Genomic DNA, 18,772 nt, shown 5'->3' with positions numbered 1-18,772 from the left:
GGTCGACACTCAGGCAGGCGCTGGATCAGGACTTGGCTTTGTAGGCTTCGAGCTGACCGAAACCGGTGGGCGAGGTCTTGCTCATGGTGGTTGTGCAAGTGCCCTTCGGAACGAGCTTCCAGGCGTTGCCCTGATAGTCCATCTTGGCGGTGCCGGCACAGGTGGTACCGGCGCCGGCGGCGCAGTTGTTTTGCCCTTTCATGGCCACGCCGAAGCATTTTTCCATGTTGTCGTCAGCGGCGTGGACGGTCGATACGGCGGCGATGCTCAACGCGGAACCGAGGGCCAGGACCAGGGCGGAGGCGGACAGGGTACGGGTGGTAGCGGACATGATGTTTCTCCAGTTCTTCTTGGGAAATGAACCGGCTTCAGCGCCGGTCTGCTGAACTAGAGAAGGGACGTGAAGGAGTGTTACAGCGAGTTCTGAAATATTTTTGTTCACCGCGAAATTTGTGGTGAAAGAGCTTCTGTGGCGAGGGAGCTTGCTCCCGCTCGGTTGCGCAGCGACCGCAAGAAACGGGGCTGCTATGCAGCCCAGCGGGAGCAAGCTCCCTCGCCACAATGGTATTCGCTTGAAATTGATGCAAAAAAAACGGCCCGAAGGCCGTTTTTTGTTTACCTCGACTCCTTAACCACCCAGGTACGCCTCGCGCACCTTCGGATCGGTCAGCAGCGCTTCACCGGTGCCCTGCATCACCACGCGACCGTTTTCCAACACATACGCCCGGTCGGCGATTTTCAGGGCCTGGTTGGCGTTCTGCTCCACCAGGAACACCGTGACGCCATCCTTGCGCAGCTGTTCGATGATGTCGAAGATCTGCTGGATGATGATCGGTGCCAGGCCCAGGGAAGGCTCGTCGAGCAGCAGCAGCTTGGGCTTGCTCATCAGCGCACGACCAATGGCGAGCATTTGCTGTTCACCACCGGACATGGTGCCGCCGCGCTGGTTGAAGCGTTCTTTCAGGCGTGGGAAAAGGTGCAGGACCTTGTCCATCTGTTCCTGATAATCGCCCTTGTCAGTGAAGAATCCGCCCATGGCGAGGTTCTCTTCCACGGTCAGCCGGGCAAACACCCGACGACCTTCCGGCACTACCGCGATGCTCTTGCGCATGATCCGCGACGAGTCCTGGCCCACCAATTCCTCACCCATGTAGCGGATGCTGCCGCTGTGGGCCTGGGGCGAACCGCAGAGGGTCATCAGCAGGGTGGACTTGCCGGCCCCGTTGGCGCCGATCAGCGTCACGATTTCGCCCTGGCGCACGTCCACGTTGACGCTGTGCAGGGCCTGGATCTTGCCGTAGAAGGTGGAAACGTTTTCGAACTGCAGCATTTACGCTTCCCCCAGGTAGGCTTTGATCACTTCAGGATTGTCCCGGATCTGTTCCGGCGTGCCGTTGGCCAGGGGGGTGCCCTGGTTGATCACCACGATGTGGTCGGAAATGCTCATGACCAGTTTCATATCGTGTTCGATCAGCAGCACCGTGACGTTGTGCTCTTCACGCAGCACGCCGATCAGGGCTTTCAGGTCTTCGGTTTCCTTCGGGTTCAGGCCGGCGGCCGGCTCGTCGAGCATGAGGATCCGCGGACGGGTCATCATGCAACGGGCGATTTCCAGGCGCCGTTGCTGACCATAGGCCAGGGTGCCGGCAGTACGGTTGGCGAACTCCGTGAGGTTGACCTTTTCCAGCCAGTACTCAGCGTACTCCATCGCTTCGCGTTCGCTCTTGCGGAACGACGGGGTCTTGAACAGGCCGGCGAAGAAGTTGGTGTTCAGGTGGCGATGCTGGGCGATCAAGAGGTTCTCGATGGCCGTCATGTCCTTGAACAACCGCACGTTCTGGAAGGTGCGCACCACGCCCTTGAGGGCGATCTTGTGACCCGGCAGGCCCTGGATCGGCTCGCCGTCCAGCAGGATGCTTCCGCCGGTCGGCTGGTAGAAGCCGGTCAGGCAGTTGAACACCGTGGTCTTGCCGGCGCCGTTCGGCCCGATCAAGGCAACCACTTGTTTCTCTTTCACGGTCAGGGCCACGCCATTGACCGCCAGCAGGCCGCCGAAGCGCATGCTTAGGTTTTCAACCTTGAGGATCTCGCGGCTCATTTGCGCAGCTCCATGTGGGGGCGTTGCATAGGCAGCAGACCTTGAGGACGCCAGATCATCATCAGCACCATCAAGGCGCCGAACATCAACATGCGGTATTCGCTGAATTCACGCATCATTTCGGGCAGCAGGATCATCACGATGGCCGCCAGGATCACACCCAGCTGCGAGCCCATCCCACCCAGCACCACGATGGCGAGGATGATTGCCGACTCGATGAAGGTGAAGGATTCCGGCGTCACCAGGCCTTGGCGGGCGGCGAAGAAGCTGCCGGCGAAACCGGCGAACGCGGCACCCAGGGTGAAGGCCGACAGTTTGATCACGGTCGGGTTGAGGCCCAGGGCACGGCAGGCGATTTCGTCCTCGCGCAGCGCTTCCCACGCACGGCCGATGGGCATGCGCAGCAAGCGGTTGATGACGAACAACGCCGCCAGGGCGAGCAACAGCGCGACCAGGTAAAGGAACACCACTTTGCTCACCGGGTTGTAGGTCAGCCCGAAGAACTCGTGGAACGTCTGCATGCCCTCAGCCGCATTGCGGTCGAAGCTCAAGCCGAAGAACGTCGGCTTGGGAATGTTGCTGATGCCGTTGGGGCCGCCGGTGAGGTCGGTGAGGTTACGCAGGAACAAGCGGATGATCTCACCGAAGCCCAGGGTCACGATGGCCAGGTAGTCGCCCCGCAGGCGCAACACCGGGAAGCCCAGCAGGAAGCCGAACGTGGCCGCCATCATCCCGGCGATCGGCAGGCAGATCCAGAAGCTCAGGCCGAAGTAATGGGACAGCAGCGCGTAGCTGTAGGCGCCCACGGCATAGAACCCCACGTAACCCAGGTCAAGCAGACCGGCCAGGCCGACCACGATGTTCAGGCCCAGGCCCAGCAGCACGTAGATCAGGATCAGGGTGGCGATATCCACCGCGCCGCGGGAGCCGAAGAACGGCCACACCAGCGCAACCACGATCAGGCCGATGATGATCCGGCGCTGGGTACGTGGCAGGGTCAGGAACTGGCTGACCTTGGGCGAAACCAGCGGGCCACGGTTGGCACGCAGCACGGCGCTGACCTGCTGGCTGAACAGCACCCGCAGGAACATCAGCACCGAGCACAAGGCAATGACGCTCAGGGTCAGCGGGCCGGTACCGTGCACTTCAAGGTTGACGCCGACGATGCTCAGCTTGAGGCCGAGCACCGGGAAGGCCACGGCCCAGACCAGCAGGGCGCTGAACAGCGCCTGTTTAAGATATTTGTTCATACTTTCTCAACCTCCGGACGGCCCAGGATGCCGGTCGGCCGGAACAACAGAACCAGGACCAGGAGACCGAACGCCACCACGTCCTTGTACTGGTCACCGAAGATATCGGCGCCGAATGCTTCGGCCACCCCCAGCACCAGACCACCGAGCATCGCGCCCGGAATACTGCCGATGCCACCCAGTACCGCCGCGGTAAAGGCCTTCAGGCCCACCAGGAAACCGGCGTTCGGGTTGATCACGCCATACTGCATGCTCAACAGCACGGCAGCGACGGCCGCCAGCGCGGCACCGATGACGAAGGTCAGGGCGATGATGTTGTTGGTGTTGATGCCCAGCAGGTTGGCCATCTTGATGTCCTCGGCACAGGCGCGACAGGCGCGGCCCAGGCGGGAACGGGAGATGAACAGGGTCAGGCCGAGCATGGCGATCAGGGTCACGACGAAGACCAGGATCTGCATGTAGGAAATCAGGACTTCTTCAGCACCGCCCGGACCAAAGGAGAAACTCCCCGGAATCAGGTTGGGAATGGACTTGTCCTTGGAGTCCTGGGACAGCAATACGGTGTTTTGCAGGAACAGCGACATGCCGATGGCGGAAATCAGCGGGATCAGACGGTTGCTGCCACGCAAGGGCTGGTAGGCAACACGTTCGATACTGTAGCCATAGGCACTGGTCACGACGATCGACGCGACGAACGCGGCGGTCATCAACAGCGGCAGTGAGTGGATACCCAGCATGGCCAGCCCGGCAAGGGCAATGAACGCCACGTAGGAACCAATCATGTAGACCTCGCCATGGGCGAAGTTAATCATTCCAATGATGCCGTAAACCATTGTGTAGCCAATGGCTATCAAGGCATAGGTGCTGCCAATGGTCAGGCCATTAACCAGCTGTTGGAAAAAGTGATAGATCTCAGGCATTACAGCGCTCCTAAAAACCCGATACGCATTTCACTGGTGGAGTCATGTTCCGGCCCTGTGCTGTGTTCTGTTGTCACATTTGCACAAAGCGTTTGCCAGCGAACCGCTGGTGACGGTTTTAAGATTTTCAGGTGAACCAGCGCCCGGATCGCGGGTGCCTGGCCCATAAACCTCGTAAAACAAAGCCCACTGCTTGCACAGTGGGCTCGTTGACCGTGAGGTCCTGCATCACAAAAGAAGAACGTATCTGTGAAACAGGACACCAGGCCGGGCTTACTGAGGGGAAACTTCGGTTTTCGGTTTGCCGAAGTGCCACTGGTAGACCACGAACTTGAAGTCCTTCAGGTCGCCTTTCTTGTCGAACGACAGCTCGCCGGTCGGGGTCTTGAAGCTACCTGCGTGGAGGGCTTCAGCGACCTTGGTGGTGTCGTCGCTCTTGGCGGCCTTGATACCTTCGGCGATCAGCTCGACGGCAGAGTAGGCCGGGAACACGAACGGACCGCTTGGATCCTTGCCGTCGGCCTTGATGGCCGCAACGATTGCCTGGTTCGCAGGATCGGCGTCGAAGGATTTCGGCAGGGTCACCAGCAGGCCTTCGGAAGCGTCCTGGGCAATTTGCGAGATGGAGTCGTTGCCGACGCCTTCAGGCCCCATGAACTTGGCGTTCAGGCCTTTCTCCTTGGATTGACGCAGGATCAGGCCCAGCTCGGGGTGGTAGCCGCCGTAGTAGACGAAATCGACGTTGTTCTGCTTGAGCTTCTGGATGATCGAGGAGAAATCCTTGTCACCGGCGTTCAGGCCTTCGAAGACGGCGACTTTCACGCCTTTCTTCTCCAGGGTCTGCTTGACGGCGGTGGCGATGCCTTCACCGTATTGCTGTTTGTCGTGCAGGACCGCAACGACTTTCGGCTTGACGTGGTCGGCGATGTAGTTGCCGGCGGCAGGGCCCTGGGCGCTGTCCAGGCCGATGGTGCGGAAGACCAGCTTGTAGCCACGGGCGGTGATTTCCGGGCTGGTGGCCGCTGGGGTGATCATGATCACGCCTTCGTCTTCGTAGATGTCCGAAGCCGGTTGGGTGGAGCTGGAGCACAGGTGGCCGACGACGAACTTGACGCCATCGTTGACCACTTTGTTCGCCACGGCTACGGCCTGTTTAGGGTCGCAGGCGTCATCGTATTCCTTGGCTTCGAGCATTTTGCCGTCGACGCCGCCCTTGGCGTTGATGTCCTTGATGGCTTGGTTGGCGCCGACGAATTGCATGTCACCGTACTGGGTCACCGGACCGGTCTTCGGACCGGCGATGCCGATCTTGATGGTGTCGGCGGCGAACGAATGGCTGGCAACCCCGGCCAGAACCATAGCGGCAAACAGTTTGGAAATCTGCTTAGTAGCCTTAGTCATAGTGCTCCACTCATGCTGTTGTAATTTTTATAGTCCTGGCGCCGAAGCGGCAGAACCGGGTCAGATATCTTCGATATCCCCTCGGAAAATGCCCCCGGCAACTGTACCGGTACAGTGTAGAGCGCCGGTTGTTGGCAAGGGAAGCTGGCGCTTGGGGGCAAAATCAGGGGGTGTCGCTTTATTGAAAGAAAAAGACAGAATAGCGGCAGGTAATGTCCGGTCAAATCGGCAGTCCCTGGCTTTGCTGTGCTTTTCAATCGTACTCCAATTGCTACCGGGTTTTTCTGCCAGACCACCGACGTTATCATTCGCGCCGATTTCTTTTCCGGACAGTCCCATGAATCAAGAACCTAGCACCCTCTATGCCAAACTGCTTGGAGAAACTGCAGTCATTACCTGGAAGGAGCTGGAGCCGTTCTTTGCCAAGGGTGCCCTGTTATGGGTCGAGCCGGCACTGGATTTGATCGCCGCCGCCGAGGCTGTCGCCCAGGACGAAGGCGACAAAGTCGCCGCCTGGCTGGCCGCCGGGCAGCTCGCCAAGCTGTCTGAAACGCGGGCGCTGGATTTTCTCGAACGTGATCCAGTGCTGTGGGCCGTGGTGGTTTCGCCGTGGATAATGATCCAGGAAAGGGCGTCGAATTGATCGATGCACTAAACTGGTGCGCGCCCTGATCGAATAAAAGTGTGTAGCTGAGTAGCGTGATGGCACCCTGCCGTGGTGAAACACCACAGGGCAGGGTGACGTATACGTAACGGGAACAGTTCATGGGGCAGCCTTCGGGCTGCCTAATTGTTTCTGGATGTTATTCCTCGTGCCCTGCAGACCGCTATCGCGAGCAGGCTCGCTCCCACAGAGAACCGATATCTTTCAGGAAGATCGCGATTCAATGTGGGAGCGAGCCTGCTCGCGATAGGGACGCCGCGGTCCCAGGCCGACCTCAGTAAGTCCGGCCCGTATGGTTATTAAGCGAAATAACCTTGGTCTTGCCAATGCGATGACGGTAGATCTCGCGCAGGTACTTGATGGCTTTCTTCACGCAATCACGGGACAGGCGGATGTCGTTGATCGAGACGAACTTGTCCTTGTCGTTGATCAGCTCGCGGTATTTCTTCTCGTACATCGGCTTGATCGCGTACCAGTTGGTGTCGAGGATCTTCGCCGGGTTCTCGAATTCGTTGAGCAGGTCGTCGATCCGTTCCTCGTCGAAGTCTTCATTGATGATGAAGTCCAGGATCGAGTTATCCAGGGTGTCGTCGAAGCGATACGGGTTGCGAGCGAAGCAGCGTTTGATGAAGGCCACGATCAGGGTCAGGAAGTCATCCGACAGGCACGGGCTCTTGGCGATCAGGGTGGTCAGCGACAGGTTGGCCGAGGCGCCGATCACCAGGGCATAACGCTTGAGGGTGGTGTTGGGGAACAGGCTGTTGAGGTGGGTCTTGAGCCGGTTCAGGTCCATGTAGGACAGCTTGTAGTCCTTGGGCAGCGACACGATGGACACCACCGACGAGCAGTTCTTGAAGAAATGCAGGTCGTGCAGGGCGGCGGCGTCGTAGCCGGAGTTCTTGTACTGTTCCAGCGAAGCCCGGTAGCGCTTGGATTCGATCGGCAACAGGCTGATGCCTTCGATGGCCTGGGTCACTTTGTTGAAGTGCGGCAGGTCGATGGAGCGGAAGAACAGGTCGTCGATGTTCAGGCGTGGCGGTTCTTTGTCGAACACCTTGAACTTGTCGTTGCTCGGCGCCGGGGTTTCCGGGACGACGGATTCTGCGTAGGCAATCGCCACGGGACCGGCCAGGCTCATGAACAGGTCGTTGGCGTCCAGGCGGATGGTTTCGCCGATGTCGATGCCGGCGCGACGGAAATAGTTCTGGTCGTAGTCGGTGGTGACCGCCTGGGCCGTCAGGATGTTGAAGATCTGCTGGGAGATGTACTGGTTGGCGTGCTTCTCCATGGCGTTGACATCGATGTTCTGGATGTTGCCGTCATCGTTCTCTTCGGCGTAGCGCATGATGTCGTTGGAGATCAGCATCATTGCGTTCCAAGGGCGGATACGGCCCATGACGCTGGCTTCGCTGCTGTCTTCATTGGCGAAGTTGTACGAGAAATCCCATTCTTCCGACAGGTACTTGCACAGCAGGCGTCCGGCGTTGATGTGCAGGGCTTCGGACATTTCGCTGCGGTGATCGGAAATGTTCGGCAGTACGCAGATGCCGCTGGTAAAGATCGGCTCGAAGACGAAAGAGTGGCCGCTCTTGCCGTCGTGCTCGTCCATCGGCTTGGTGTCGAACGTCTTGTTCATGTACGAGTGCTGCTGGGCCAGGCCGAACTCCGAGGCCATGCCCGAACCGGTACCGCCGCCGGCGCTGAAGATCGAGAAGTACAGGCGCGACTGGTTGGCCTTGATGCCGCAACTGTCGATCAGGTACGAGTGGATCATCTTCCAGTCGGGGCTGGAGAAGCGCTGGGTGTCCTTGTTCAGGATGATCTTGGCCAGGTACTGGCCCAGGATCGGCGCGTTACCGGCACCGCCGGCATGGACTTCCGACAGGTCCATGATCTTCATCTTGCTGTAGTCGCGCAGGAAACCGGTCTTTTCGCCCTTGCGCGAGAAGCGGATACGCCCGGCGATGTCCTTGTCCAGGTCGCCGAGCATCACCAGCGGCTCCACCAGGAACACCGGCTTGGTCGCCTTGCCGGTGCCCAGTCGCAGGTTGTTGCGGATCCATTGCGCAGGACGGTAGCCCTTGTCGCTGTAGGCCTTGTCTTCGTTGTTGAATTCGTTGAGGTAGAACTTGCGGGCGTTGTAGACCAGTTCCGCCACGTCCAGGGCGATGTTGGAGCCGCAGCGCCCCAGGCCGATCAGGCACACCGACGGAAATTCCTGCTGGTCGCGTTCGCTCTCGTCGTCCACCAGATGGGGAGGGCGTGGGAATACGGTGTCGCGCAGGCCATCGAGGTTATCGAGGATGCGGTCGGTGTTGGTCTCGGTGAAATACAGATACTGCTGCGTCGCCAGGGGACGCGAGCTGCTCGATGACTTCGGGGTCTCAGGGCCGTTGGCGGCCGGGCCCAGGGTCAGATCGGATACCGCAGTGGCTGTTTTTTTTGAGGTCATTGTGCGCCGTGGCCTGAACTGGTGGGTTGGACGACCGCTGTCATCGAACCATCGCGGATGAAAGAAGCTTCATGATGGATCGGCCATCGGGACATGATCTTTAGTCGGGAACCGGCAAAATGATGGCAATTGTTACGGTTTGTTGATCGGCATCAATAAACCGGCCGTGCCCCATGGTCGGGTATCAGCGCTGCGAATGATTGGAGACAGCCCCCGCGCTGCTGTCTAGATTGCAGATTCCGGGCTCGGATGCTCGCCCATAACAATAAAAGAGACGGAATCATGCAGAACTCGACCCAAGCGGCGAATGCCTGGCGCATTCTGTTCCTGTTGTTTCTGGCCAACCTGTTCAATTTCTTCGACCGCACCATCCCGGCGATCATCATCGAGCCGATCCGCATGGAATGGAGCCTCAGCGACTTCCAGATCGGCATCATCGGCACTGCTTTCACCATCGTGTATGCCATTGCCGGCCTGCCGCTGGGGCGCATGGCCGATATCGGCTCGCGCAGCAAGTTGATGGGCTGGGGGTTGGCGGCCTGGAGCGGGCTGACGGCGGTCAACGGCCTGGTGGGCAGCTTCTGGGCATTCCTGCTGGTGCGCATGGGCATCGGCATTGGCGAGGCCAGTTATGCGCCGGCTGCCAACTCGCTGATTGGCGATCTGTTCCCGGCTCATCGTCGAGCGCGGGCCATGGGCATCTTCATGCTGGGCCTGCCGATCGGATTGCTGCTGGCGTTCTTTACCATCGGGGCGATGGTCAAGGCCTTCGACAGCTGGCGCGCGCCGTTCTTCATTGCCGCGGTGCCGGGGCTGGTGCTGGCGGTCTTCATGTTCTTTATCAAGGAACCCAAGCGCGGTGCGGCGGAAACCGTGCCGGTGTCCGAGGAAAAAATCGACCGGCCGATCCGGCGGGTGCTGGCGATTCCCACTTTCCTGTGGCTGGTGCTGGCGGGACTGTGCTTCAACTTCGCCACTTATGCCTGCAACTCGTTCCTGGTACCGATGCTGCAGCGTTACTTCCTGATGCCCCTGCACGAAGCCGCCGTGGCCACCGGGGTCATGGTGGGCGTGACCGGGTTGTTCGGGCTGACCCTGGGCGGCTGGATCGCCGACAAGATTCATCAACGCGTCGCCAATGGCCGTTTGCTGTTCGCTGCGTTCAGCCTGGTCATTTCCACGCTGACCACGGCTTGGGCGTTGCATGCCGGACGGATTGAGATCGGCGTGTTCGTTGCGGTGTTCAGCATCGGTTGGCTGTTCGCCTATACCTTCTATACCTGCGTGTACACGGCGATCCAGGATGTCGTGGAGCCGCGTCTGCGGGCGACGGCAATGGCGTTGTTCTTCGCCGGGCTGTACCTGCTCGGCGGCGGCTTGGGGCCGGTGGTGGTCGGCGGCCTCTCGGACTACTTCGCCCGCACGGCCATGGCCGCGGCCGGTGCCCCGCAGATGACCGAGGCGTTCAAGGCCATCGGTCTGCACGACGCGATGTACCTGATCCCGGTGGCGCTGTTCCTGACCATGGTGTTCCTGTTCCTGGCCTCGCGCTGTTTCGCCCGCGATGCCAGGCGGATGAAGGAGGGGATGAGTGGACAGGTGGAGCCGGGGGGTGTGGTGGCGACGGCTTGATTGCTCTGTCTCTGGCAAAGAAGGCTTTTTTTGTGGCGAGGGAGCTTGCTCCCGCTGGGCCGGTCCGCGTTCGGGCGAAGGGGCCCCAATACCTTCCAGCGGATTCGCAATAGAGAAAATGCCTGAAGAGGTTGGGGGTCGCTGCGCAACCCAGCGGGAGCAAGCTCCCTCGCCACAGGTTCTGTATTCACCCAAGGTCTTGTGCTGTCTTGTTTCGATAGAGCTACCGGACTTGTTCCTCCCGCCCACGCAACAGTCTATTCGGCATCGCCACTGCCGCCGCCAGCCCCAGCAGTGACACCGCCGCGCTGATCAGCAGCAGATGGCGGAACGTCGTCTGCAATTCCAGGCGCAGGGCGTTCCGTGCTTCGCCCGGAGCGGCGTTCAAGCCGTCCAGCAGGGCATTGCCGGAATGGCCTTCGCCGATCAGCGACGAACCGGCGAGCTGGGCGAAACCCGAGTCCTGCAGCAAGGCCAGCAGCAGTGCCGACATCAGCGCCACGCCCACCGCGCCGCCGAGGGAGCGGAACAGGTTGGTGGTGCTGGTGGCGACGCCGATATCCCGTTGTTGCACCGAGTTCTGCGAACCCACCAGCGAGGTGGGGAACTGCATGCCGGAGGCGATGCCGCCCAGCAGCATGAACAGGCTGCTGAGCCAGAACGCGTCGGGTGCCGTGCAGGCCATGCCGAGGATGGCGAAGGGGAAGAGCAGGGCGCCGCTGAGGATCATCGGTTTGTAGCGGCCCGTGATCGAGGTGCGACGTCCGGCGAAATACGCGCCGATGGGCAAACCCATCGCCAGCGGCAGCAGGTGCAAGGCCGCGCTGTCGGCGCCGGCACCGGTCACGCTCTGAAAGCGCAATGGCACCAGTACCGTCAGGGAAATCGCCTGGAAGCTGGTGAAAAACACCGTGCACCAACACAACACCGCGCTGCGGTTGACGAACAGGTGCATCGGTAGCAAGGGCTCCCGAGCGCGGCGTTCGTGCCAGACGAATATGCCCAGCGTCACCACGGCGCACCCCAACAGTCCCAGTACGCCACGGCTGTGCCAGGCCTGCCCCTGGCCGACCTGGGTAATGCCCAGCAGCAAGGCGCTCAGGCCGACGATCAGCAACACGGTGCCCAAGTAGTCGATGATCGGCGTGCGTTGCGGCACCGACAGCCCGACCAGGGTGCGGCGGGCCACCAGCCAGGCGCCCAGGCCCAGCGGCAGGTTGATCCAGAACACCCAGCGCCACGACAGGTATTCGGTCATGTAGCCGCCCAGCACCGGCCCGGCCACGCTGGCCACCGCGTACATGCTGCTGAAGTAACCCTGATAGCGGCCACGCTCGCGGGGCGGCACGATGTCGCCGATGATCGCCTGGCTCACGGAAATCATCCCGCCGGCGCCGATGCCCTGGAGGATCCGCGCCAGCACCAGCTGTTCCATGCTTTGCGCCAGGCCGCAGAACAGCGAGGCCAGGGTGAACAGGCCCATGCCGAACAGCATCAATGGTCGGCGACCGTAGAGATCGCCCAGCTTGCCGTAGATCGGTACCGCCACGGTCGTGGCAACCATGTAGCCGGAAATCACCCAGGCCAGCAGGCTGACGTCCTTGAACTGGGTGGAGATGGCCGGCATCGAGACGGCGACAATGGTCTGGTCCAGCGCGCCGAGGAAAATCGCCAGCATCAGGGCCACCAGTACGCTGCGGATGGCGGGCGGCTGGACATTGAGCGAATTGAGCTGAGTCACGGTAGAACCTGCGGGCATCACGCCAGGGAGGCGAGTGGAGACGGAGCCCGCAGTGTAAGTCGGTAGCCGGCTATTCGATAGCCTCGTAAGGAAGTCCGACGTAATTTTCCGCAATGGTCTTTCGCCCGGCTTCGGAGTCGACGAAATATTCCAGCTCGGCTTCGCTGATGCGCTGGTTGAACGCGTCGTCGTCGAAGCGGTGCAGCATCGAGGTCATCCACCAGGAGAAGCGCTCGGCTTTCCAGACCCGCCGCAGGCAGATGGCCGAATACTGTTGCAGCAAGTCCACCCGTCCTTCGCGGTAGACCTTGAGCAGGATGTCGAACAGCGTGCTGACGTCGCTGGCGGCCAGGTTCAGGCCCTTGGCGCCGGTGGGCGGGACGATGTGGGCGGCATCGCCCACCAGGAACATGCGCCCGTACTGCATCGGTTCGACCACGAAGCTGCGCAGCGGCGCGATGCTCTTCTCGATGGATGGACCGGTCACCAGAGCGTCGGCCAGGTCGGCGGGCAGGCGGGTCTTGAGTTCGCTCCAGAAACGCTCGTCCGGCCAGTCGGCGACCTGTTCCTCGGCGGGCACTTGCAAGTAGTAACGGGTACGGGTCTTGGAGCGCATGCTGCACAAGGCAAATCCGCGCTCGTGGCGAGCGTAGACCAGTTCCTCATTGACCGGCGGGGTGTCGGCCAGGATGCCAAGCCAGCCGAAGGGGTAGACCCGCTCGAAGACTTTCAGCTTTTCCGCCGGAATGGATTGCCGCGCCACGCCGTGGAAGCCATCGCACCCGGCGATGTAGTCGCAATCCAGGCGCCAGGTTTCACCCTGGTGCTCGAACGTCACGAAAGGCCGGTCGGTCTGCATGTCGTGGGGCTGGGCCTTGTCGACCTGGTAAAGCGTGCGGGCACCGGCCTTTTCGCGGGCGGCCATCAGGTCGCGGGTCACTTCGGTCTGACCGTAGACCATCACGTTCTTACCGCCGGTCAACCCTTTGAGGTCGATGTGCACCCGCCGTCCATTGAGGACCAGTTCGAAGCCGTCATGCTCCAGCCCTTCGGCATCCATGCGTTGGCCGACGCCAGCCCGGCGCAGCAGTTCGGCCATGCCTTGCTCCAGCACACCGGCGCGGATGCGACTCAGGACATAATCCGGGGTCTGGCGTTCGAGGATCAAGGTGTCAATTCCGGCATTGTGCAGCAACTGGCCGAGTAGCAGTCCAGAGGGGCCGGCGCCGATAATGGCGACTTGGGTCTTGAGGGTTTTCATTGTTGTTATGACTCGCACGAAGCACGCGACCAGGGCCGGTGTGGATGGTTATGAACCGAGTCCTTGCATTTTTTCCTTGCGGGCCTGTCAATTGAAGGGGAAAACTGAGCCGATACCTGTACTTTCTGCCAATCGGTGCGATTATCGCCCGTTACCCGAGGCCGATCCTCGTTATGAAAAAAACTGAGCTGCCTTCGATCCCGGTGTTCAAGCTCTACGGCGAAAGCCAGGATTGGCCGACGCCGGATTTGCTGCACTGTGAAACCATTTCCAAACGCAGTCGCGAGCATCAGTGGGAAATCAAACCCCACCGGCATGCGGACCTCTGCCAGTTGCTGTTCGTCTTCAAGGGCCGGGCGGAGCTGGAAATCGAGGGCCAGCGCACCCAGCTCGACGAGCCGGCGGTACAGATCCTGCCGCCGCTGTCGGTCCACGGTTTTCGCTTTTCCGAAGACGTGGAAGGCTACGTGGTGACTCTGGCGGCGCCGCTGGTGACCCACTTGCAAGGGCAGTTGGGCCATTCGGTGAACATCCTGGCCCAGGCCGAAAGCTACCCGGCCGGTGAAAACGCCGGCTACCTCAACAGCCTGTTCAGCGCCTTGCAGAGCGAGTACATGGGCCATCAACCGGCCCGGGAAATGCTCATGCATGCGCTGGTCAACGTGATCATGGTCTGGGTCAGCCGCCAGGTCATGCAGCGACGGACCCAGACCCAGCGCCCGCAGCGGGCCCGGGAATACCTCAACGGGTTCATTCAACTGGTGGAGGAAACCTATCGCGAGCACGTCAAGGTCGAAGACCTGGCTCATCGCCTGGGCATTTCCGTGTCGCACCTCAACGGCACCTGCCGCGAGCTGGCGGGACAGCCGGCGCTGCAGATCATGCATGAGCGCCAATTGCTCGAGGCCAAGCGGATGCTGACCTACACCGGCATGACCATCTACGAGATTTCCGAGGTGCTCGGGTTCTCCGACCCGACCAACTTCACCCGGCTGTTCCGCCGCCGCGTCGGCATTTCGCCCAAGGCCTTCCGGGACCGGCTCAAGGCTGATCAGCCGGACGACTGAGCGCGCTTCAGCGCAGGGCGTTCAGGGTCGCGTTGTGGGGAATGCAGCGTTCGAAGTTGCAACTGGCGTATTCACGGGGCAGTTGCCTGGCCTGCTCGACCCGGTAGGCCGCCGTGCCATACAGCGCGAGCGTAGCGGCGCAGGTGACGAAAATGGCGAGGCGTCTTTTTGTTCTGATGTTCATGGCGATGACCTCTGAACGAATACCCTGGGGTACTGCTTTCAGCATAGGTCAGCCGGGGGGAGTTGCCAGTGGGGTGGAAGGTGCAATTACCCCGGCATTCAGGACACTGATACCCCCTGTGGGAGCGAGCCTGCTCGCGATGGCGGTAGAGCTGTCACATCCCTGTCGACTGACAGGCCGCTATCGCGAGCAGGCTCGCTCCCACANAACGGGTCTGCTCGCGATAGCCCTGTGTCAGCCAGTTTCAATGTCGACTGACAGGCCGCTATCGCGAGCAGGCTCGCTCCCACAAGGGGAACATGTTGTCTGCCGGGACGATTTACGCCAGATGCTCGGGCTTCACCGGATCGCCCGGTTTCACATCCAGTTGCTTGCGCACGTCCTCGAACATGTCGTCGTAATACGTGTGCATCGAGCCGATGCTGGCGCTCTTCGGCATGCCATATTTTTGCGCGATGTTTGTGGCGTGCCGGGCAAAGTCGAAGGCCAGGTCCTTGGGCAGGAAAAAGCGCTCGTCGACGGTTTTGTCCTCGACCGTGCCGTGTAACCGGAACGACATGCCGGTGCCTTCCTTGGGATCCTGGGCCACTTCGTAATCGATGCAGAGGTTGTAGCTGAAATCATCCTTGTTCAGCGCATGGCGCTCTATGTGCAGGTGACCGGGTTGGAACATGGCCATGAGCGGCTCTCCTGGAAAGGCATGGAAGTAGGGCAGACCCCGGATCTGCCCCGGGAGTTTCCGTTTATCGATAAGCGATGCCTGTTGTCGTCGTGCTGACACGGGTGCCGGCGGTGCCGTGGACGATAGCATCGATGTCCGAGAGCGACCCGATCACCGCGACCTTGCCGGTATTGCGCGCAAATTCGCAGGCGGCCTGCACCTTCGGGCCCATGGAGCCGGCGGCGAAATCGAGTTTTTCCAGATCGTCGGGGTGGGCCTGGGCGATGGCTTTGCAGCTTGGCTTGCCGAAATCGATGAAGACCGCGTTGACGTCGGTGGCGATCACCAGCAGATCGCTTTCCAATTGTTCAGCCAGCAGCGCCGAGCACAGGTCCTTGTCGATGACCGCTTCAACGCCTTGCAGCTTGCCATCAGCGTCATACATCATCGGGATACCGCCACCGCCGGCACAGATCACGATGCTGCCCTTTTCCAGCAGCCACTTGATCGGCCGGATTTCAAAGATGCGCTTGGGCCTGGGGCTGGCGACTACCCGGCGAAACCTGTCGCCGTCCGGGGCAATGGCCCAGCCTTTTTCGGCGGCCAGTTCCTGTGCCTCCTGTTGGTTGTAGACCGGGCCGATGGGTTTGCTGGGGTGCTGGAAGGCCGGGTCGTTGGCGTCCACCTCCACTTGGGTCAGCAGCGTGGCGAAGGGCACGTCGACGTCCAGCAGATTGCCCAGTTCCTGCTCGATGATGTAGCCGATCATGCCTTCGGTCTCGGCGCCCAGCACGTCCAGCGGATACGGGGTCACCGAGGTGTAGGCCGCCGCTTGCAACGACAGCAGGCCAACTTGCGGACCGTTGCCGTGGGCGATCACCAGTTGGTTACCGGCATGGATCCTGGCGATCTGTTCGGTCGCGGTGCGGATGTTGCTGCGTTGGTTGTCGGCGGTCATGGGTTCACCCCGCCGCAGGAGGGCGTTACCACCCAGGGCAACGACGATGCGCATAATGCTCTCCTTGAAATTGAAACACGGGTCCTGTGGGAGCGAGCCTGCTCGCGAATGCGGTGTGTCAGCCCATGAATGAGCTGGCTGATCGCCCGCTATCGCGAGCAGGCTCGCTCCCACAAAGAGTCGGCGTTACAGGTCCGCCAGCGTCGACACCAGGATCGCCTTGATGGTGTGCATGCGGTTTTCCGCCTGTTCGAAGGCGATGCACGCCGGTGACTCGAACACGTCGTCTGTGACTTCGATGCCGTTGGCCAGGTGTGGATACTGCTCGGCGATCTGTTTGCCGATCTTGGTGTCGCTGTTATGGAACGCCGGCAGGCAGTGCATGAAGCGAGTACGCGGGTTGCCGGTGGCCTTCATCAGGTCGGCATTGACCTGGTAGGGCAACAGTTGCTCGATACGCTCGGCCCAGGCTTCGACCGGCTCGCCCATGGAGACCCAGACGTCGGTGTGAATGAAGTCCACGCCCTTGACCGCCGCTTTCGGATCCTCGCTGAGGGTGATCCGTGCGCCACTTTCTTCGGCGTATTGATGGCAGCGCTGCACCAGGTCGTCGTGGGGCCAGAGGGCCTTGGGCGCACAGATGCGCACATCCATGCCCAGTTTTGCGCCGATCAGCAGCAACGAGTTGCCCATGTTGTTCCGCGCATCGCCCACGTACGCGTAGCTGATCTCATGGATCGGTTTGTCGGCGTGCTCGCGCATGGTCAGCACGTCGGCAATCATTTGCGTCGGGTGGTATTCATCGGTCAGGCCGTTGAACACCGGCACGCCGGCGAACTTCGCCAGCTCCTCGACGATTTCCTGCTTGAAGCCCCGGTATTCGATGGCGTCGTACATGCGCCCGAGCACGCGGGCGGTGTCCTTCATGCTTTCCTTGTGGCCGATCTGCGACGAGTTGGGGTCGATGTAGGTGACATTGGCGCCCTGGTCGTAGGCCGCCACTTCGAAGGCACAACGGGTACGGGTCGAGGTTTTCTCGAAGATCAGCGCGATGTTGTTGCCCTTGAGGTGCTGCTGTTCGGTGCCGGTGTACTTGGCCCGCTTGAGGTCGCGGGACAGGTCCAGCAGATAGCGCAATTCACGGGGCGTGTGATGTTCGAGGCTGAGCAGGTTCCGGTTATGGGTGTTGAACGCCATGGTGCATCTCCTTCAGTAGTCGATCGGGTCGCGGATGATCGGGCAGGTCATGCAATGGCCGCCGCCGCGGCCCCGGCCCAGCTCACTGGCGCTGATGGTGATGACTTCCACCCCGGCCTTGCGCAGCAGGGTGTTGGTGTAGGTGTTGCGGTCGTAGCCAATCACCACGCCCGGCTCCAGGGCCACCACATTGTTGCCGTCGTCCCATTGTTCGCGCTCGGCCGCGAAGCTGTTGCCGCCGGTTTCCACCACGCGCAGCGCCGGGAGCCTTAGGGCGGCGGCAACGGTGTCGATGAAGCTGCCTTCTTCGCGGCGCACGTCGATACCGCCGGGTTTGCTCTCGTCAGGGCGCAGGGAGAAGGCGACGATCTGGCTCACCACCTCCGGGAATACGGTCACCAGGTCGCGGTCGCAGAAACTGAACACGGTGTCCAGGTGCATGGCGGCCCGGGACTTCGGCAGGCCGGCGACGATGACCCGCTCCACGGCCTGGTGCCTGAACAGATTCAGCGCCAGTTGGCCGATGGCCTGGCGGGACGAGCGTTCGCCCATGCCGATCAGCACGACACCATTGCCGATGGGCATCACGTCACCGCCTTCGAGGGTGGCATTGCCATGGTCCAGGTCCGGATTGCCGTACCAGATCTGGAAGTCGGCCTGGGTGAACTCCGGGTGGAATTTATACAAGGCGGTGGTCAGCAGGGTTTCCTGGCGACGCGCCGGCCAATACATCGGGTTCAGGGTGACGCCGCCGTAGATCCAGCAGGTAGTGTCGCGGGTGAACTGGGTGTTGGGCAGCGGCGGCAGGATGAAGCTGGAGTGCCCGAGGAAGTCGCGAAACATCTGGATGGTCTTGCCGCCGAAGCTGTCGGGCAGGTCATCGGCCGAGACGCCACCGATCAGGTATTCGGCGATACGGCGGGGTTCCAGGCTGCGCAGCCACGAACCGACCTCATTCACCAGGCCCAGGCCCACCGAGTTGGCGGTGACCTTGCGTTGCAGGATCCAGTCCAGGGCTTCGGGGATGGCGACGATGTCGGTCAGCAGGTTATGCATTTCCAGCACGTCGATGCCCCGCTCGCGCATCTTGGTGACAAAGTCGAAATGGTCGCGCTTGGCCTGGTTGACCCACAGCACGTCATCGAACAACAGTTCATCGCAATTGTTCGGGGTCAGCCGCTGATGGGCCAGGCCTGGGGAACACACCATGACTTTACGCAATCTACCGGCTTCGGAATGAACGCCGTAGTGCATTTTTCCCGTGGTCATTACACATCCTCCCGTTA

At 61.1% G+C, this 18,772-nt stretch carries 18 protein-coding genes; 3 read left to right on the top strand and 15 right to left on the bottom strand.

The genetic code is table 11. The features are described 5' to 3' along the window. Positions 1-25 precede the first annotated feature (25 nt). The 7 genes from N005_RS14995 to N005_RS29325 all read right to left on the bottom strand — a co-directional run bounded on the left by N005_RS14995 (position 26) and on the right by N005_RS29325 (position 6,008). On the bottom strand, positions 26-331 hold the full coding sequence (locus N005_RS14995) for a BufA1 family periplasmic bufferin-type metallophore (protein WP_047701901.1): 306 nt from the start codon (positions 329-331) through the stop codon (positions 26-28). 297 nt (positions 332-628) lie between these two features. Further along, positions 629-1,330 (bottom strand): ABC transporter ATP-binding protein, encoded by a 702-nt coding sequence (locus N005_RS14990; protein ID WP_047701900.1) that lies wholly within the window; start codon positions 1,328-1,330, stop codon positions 629-631. Beyond that, the gene (gene livG, locus N005_RS14985; protein WP_047701899.1) at positions 1,331-2,098 is read right to left on the bottom strand and encodes a high-affinity branched-chain amino acid ABC transporter ATP-binding protein LivG; all 768 of its coding nucleotides are present in this window, start codon (positions 2,096-2,098) and stop codon (positions 1,331-1,333) included. Next, the gene (locus N005_RS14980) at positions 2,095-3,348 is read right to left on the bottom strand and encodes a high-affinity branched-chain amino acid ABC transporter permease LivM (RefSeq protein WP_047701898.1); all 1,254 of its coding nucleotides are present in this window, start codon (positions 3,346-3,348) and stop codon (positions 2,095-2,097) included. The genes livG and N005_RS14980 overlap by 4 nt, the downstream gene beginning before the upstream one ends. Further along, entirely contained in the window at positions 3,345-4,268 is a 924-nt protein-coding gene (livH, locus tag N005_RS14975) for a high-affinity branched-chain amino acid ABC transporter permease LivH (RefSeq protein WP_024776368.1), read from the bottom strand. The genes N005_RS14980 and livH overlap by 4 nt, the downstream gene beginning before the upstream one ends. Before the next feature lie 273 nt (positions 4,269-4,541). Beyond that, on the bottom strand, positions 4,542-5,669 hold the full coding sequence (locus tag N005_RS14970; RefSeq protein WP_047701897.1) for a branched-chain amino acid ABC transporter substrate-binding protein: 1,128 nt from the start codon (positions 5,667-5,669) through the stop codon (positions 4,542-4,544). Between the two features lie 60 nt (positions 5,670-5,729). After that, positions 5,730-6,008 (bottom strand): hypothetical protein, encoded by a 279-nt coding sequence (locus tag N005_RS29325; RefSeq protein WP_154673553.1) that lies wholly within the window; start codon positions 6,006-6,008, stop codon positions 5,730-5,732. Here N005_RS29325 and N005_RS14965 point away from each other — a divergent pair. Then, entirely contained in the window at positions 6,007-6,312 is a 306-nt protein-coding gene (locus N005_RS14965) for a DUF2288 domain-containing protein (protein ID WP_047701896.1), read from the top strand. The genes N005_RS29325 and N005_RS14965 overlap by 2 nt on opposite strands. 295 nt (positions 6,313-6,607) lie before the next feature. Here N005_RS14965 and N005_RS14960 read toward each other — a convergent pair whose 3' ends face one another. Further along, complete coding sequence (locus tag N005_RS14960) at positions 6,608-8,785, bottom strand: hypothetical protein (protein WP_047701895.1); 2,178 nt, start codon at positions 8,783-8,785, stop codon at positions 6,608-6,610. A gap of 282 nt (positions 8,786-9,067) precedes the next feature. On the opposite strand from N005_RS14960, the gene N005_RS14955 reads away from it, so the two are divergent. Next, a complete protein-coding gene (locus N005_RS14955) occupies positions 9,068-10,417 on the top strand; it encodes a spinster family MFS transporter (protein ID WP_047701894.1) in 1,350 nt (449 codons plus the stop codon). 223 nt (positions 10,418-10,640) lie between these two features. Here N005_RS14955 and N005_RS14950 read toward each other — a convergent pair whose 3' ends face one another. Continuing rightward, entirely contained in the window at positions 10,641-12,158 is a 1,518-nt protein-coding gene (locus N005_RS14950) for an MDR family MFS transporter (protein WP_047701893.1), read from the bottom strand. Between the two features lie 70 nt (positions 12,159-12,228). Beyond that, a complete protein-coding gene (gene pobA / locus N005_RS14945) occupies positions 12,229-13,419 on the bottom strand; it encodes a 4-hydroxybenzoate 3-monooxygenase (protein ID WP_047701892.1) in 1,191 nt (396 codons plus the stop codon). Between the two features lie 173 nt (positions 13,420-13,592). Here pobA and N005_RS14940 point away from each other — a divergent pair, with 173 nt between their 5' ends. Next, positions 13,593-14,486 carry a helix-turn-helix domain-containing protein gene (locus tag N005_RS14940; RefSeq protein ID WP_047701891.1) on the top strand — a complete coding sequence of 298 codons (894 nt, stop codon included), beginning with the start codon at positions 13,593-13,595 and terminating at the stop codon, positions 14,484-14,486. Between the two features lie 7 nt (positions 14,487-14,493). Here N005_RS14940 and N005_RS29465 read toward each other — a convergent pair whose 3' ends face one another. The 5 genes from N005_RS29465 to arcA all read right to left on the bottom strand — a co-directional run bounded on the left by N005_RS29465 (position 14,494) and on the right by arcA (position 18,755). Beyond that, a complete protein-coding gene (locus N005_RS29465; protein WP_162843618.1) occupies positions 14,494-14,670 on the bottom strand; it encodes a hypothetical protein in 177 nt (58 codons plus the stop codon). A gap of 319 nt (positions 14,671-14,989) precedes the next feature. Next, entirely contained in the window at positions 14,990-15,349 is a 360-nt protein-coding gene (locus N005_RS14930) for a DUF5064 family protein (protein WP_047701889.1), read from the bottom strand. A 64-nt stretch (positions 15,350-15,413) separates the two neighbouring features. Further along, positions 15,414-16,343, bottom strand: a complete 930-nt coding sequence (gene arcC, locus N005_RS14925) for a carbamate kinase (protein ID WP_047701888.1) — start codon at positions 16,341-16,343, stop codon at positions 15,414-15,416. Between the two features lie 132 nt (positions 16,344-16,475). Further along, positions 16,476-17,486, bottom strand: coding sequence for an ornithine carbamoyltransferase (locus N005_RS14920; protein ID WP_047701887.1), 1,011 nt, complete (start codon positions 17,484-17,486; stop codon positions 16,476-16,478). Positions 17,487-17,498: 12 nt separating this feature from the next. Next, entirely contained in the window at positions 17,499-18,755 is a 1,257-nt protein-coding gene (arcA, locus tag N005_RS14915) for an arginine deiminase (protein ID WP_047701886.1), read from the bottom strand. Between the last annotated feature and the right edge of the window lie 17 nt (positions 18,756-18,772).

The sequence above is a fragment of the Pseudomonas mediterranea CFBP 5447 genome, from assembly GCF_000774145.1.
In the GTDB taxonomy this organism is placed as follows: domain Bacteria; phylum Pseudomonadota; class Gammaproteobacteria; order Pseudomonadales; family Pseudomonadaceae; genus Aquipseudomonas; species Aquipseudomonas mediterranea.
The sequence above is the reverse complement of the archived record's forward strand: the minus strand, read 5'-3'. Positions and strand labels throughout refer to the sequence as shown.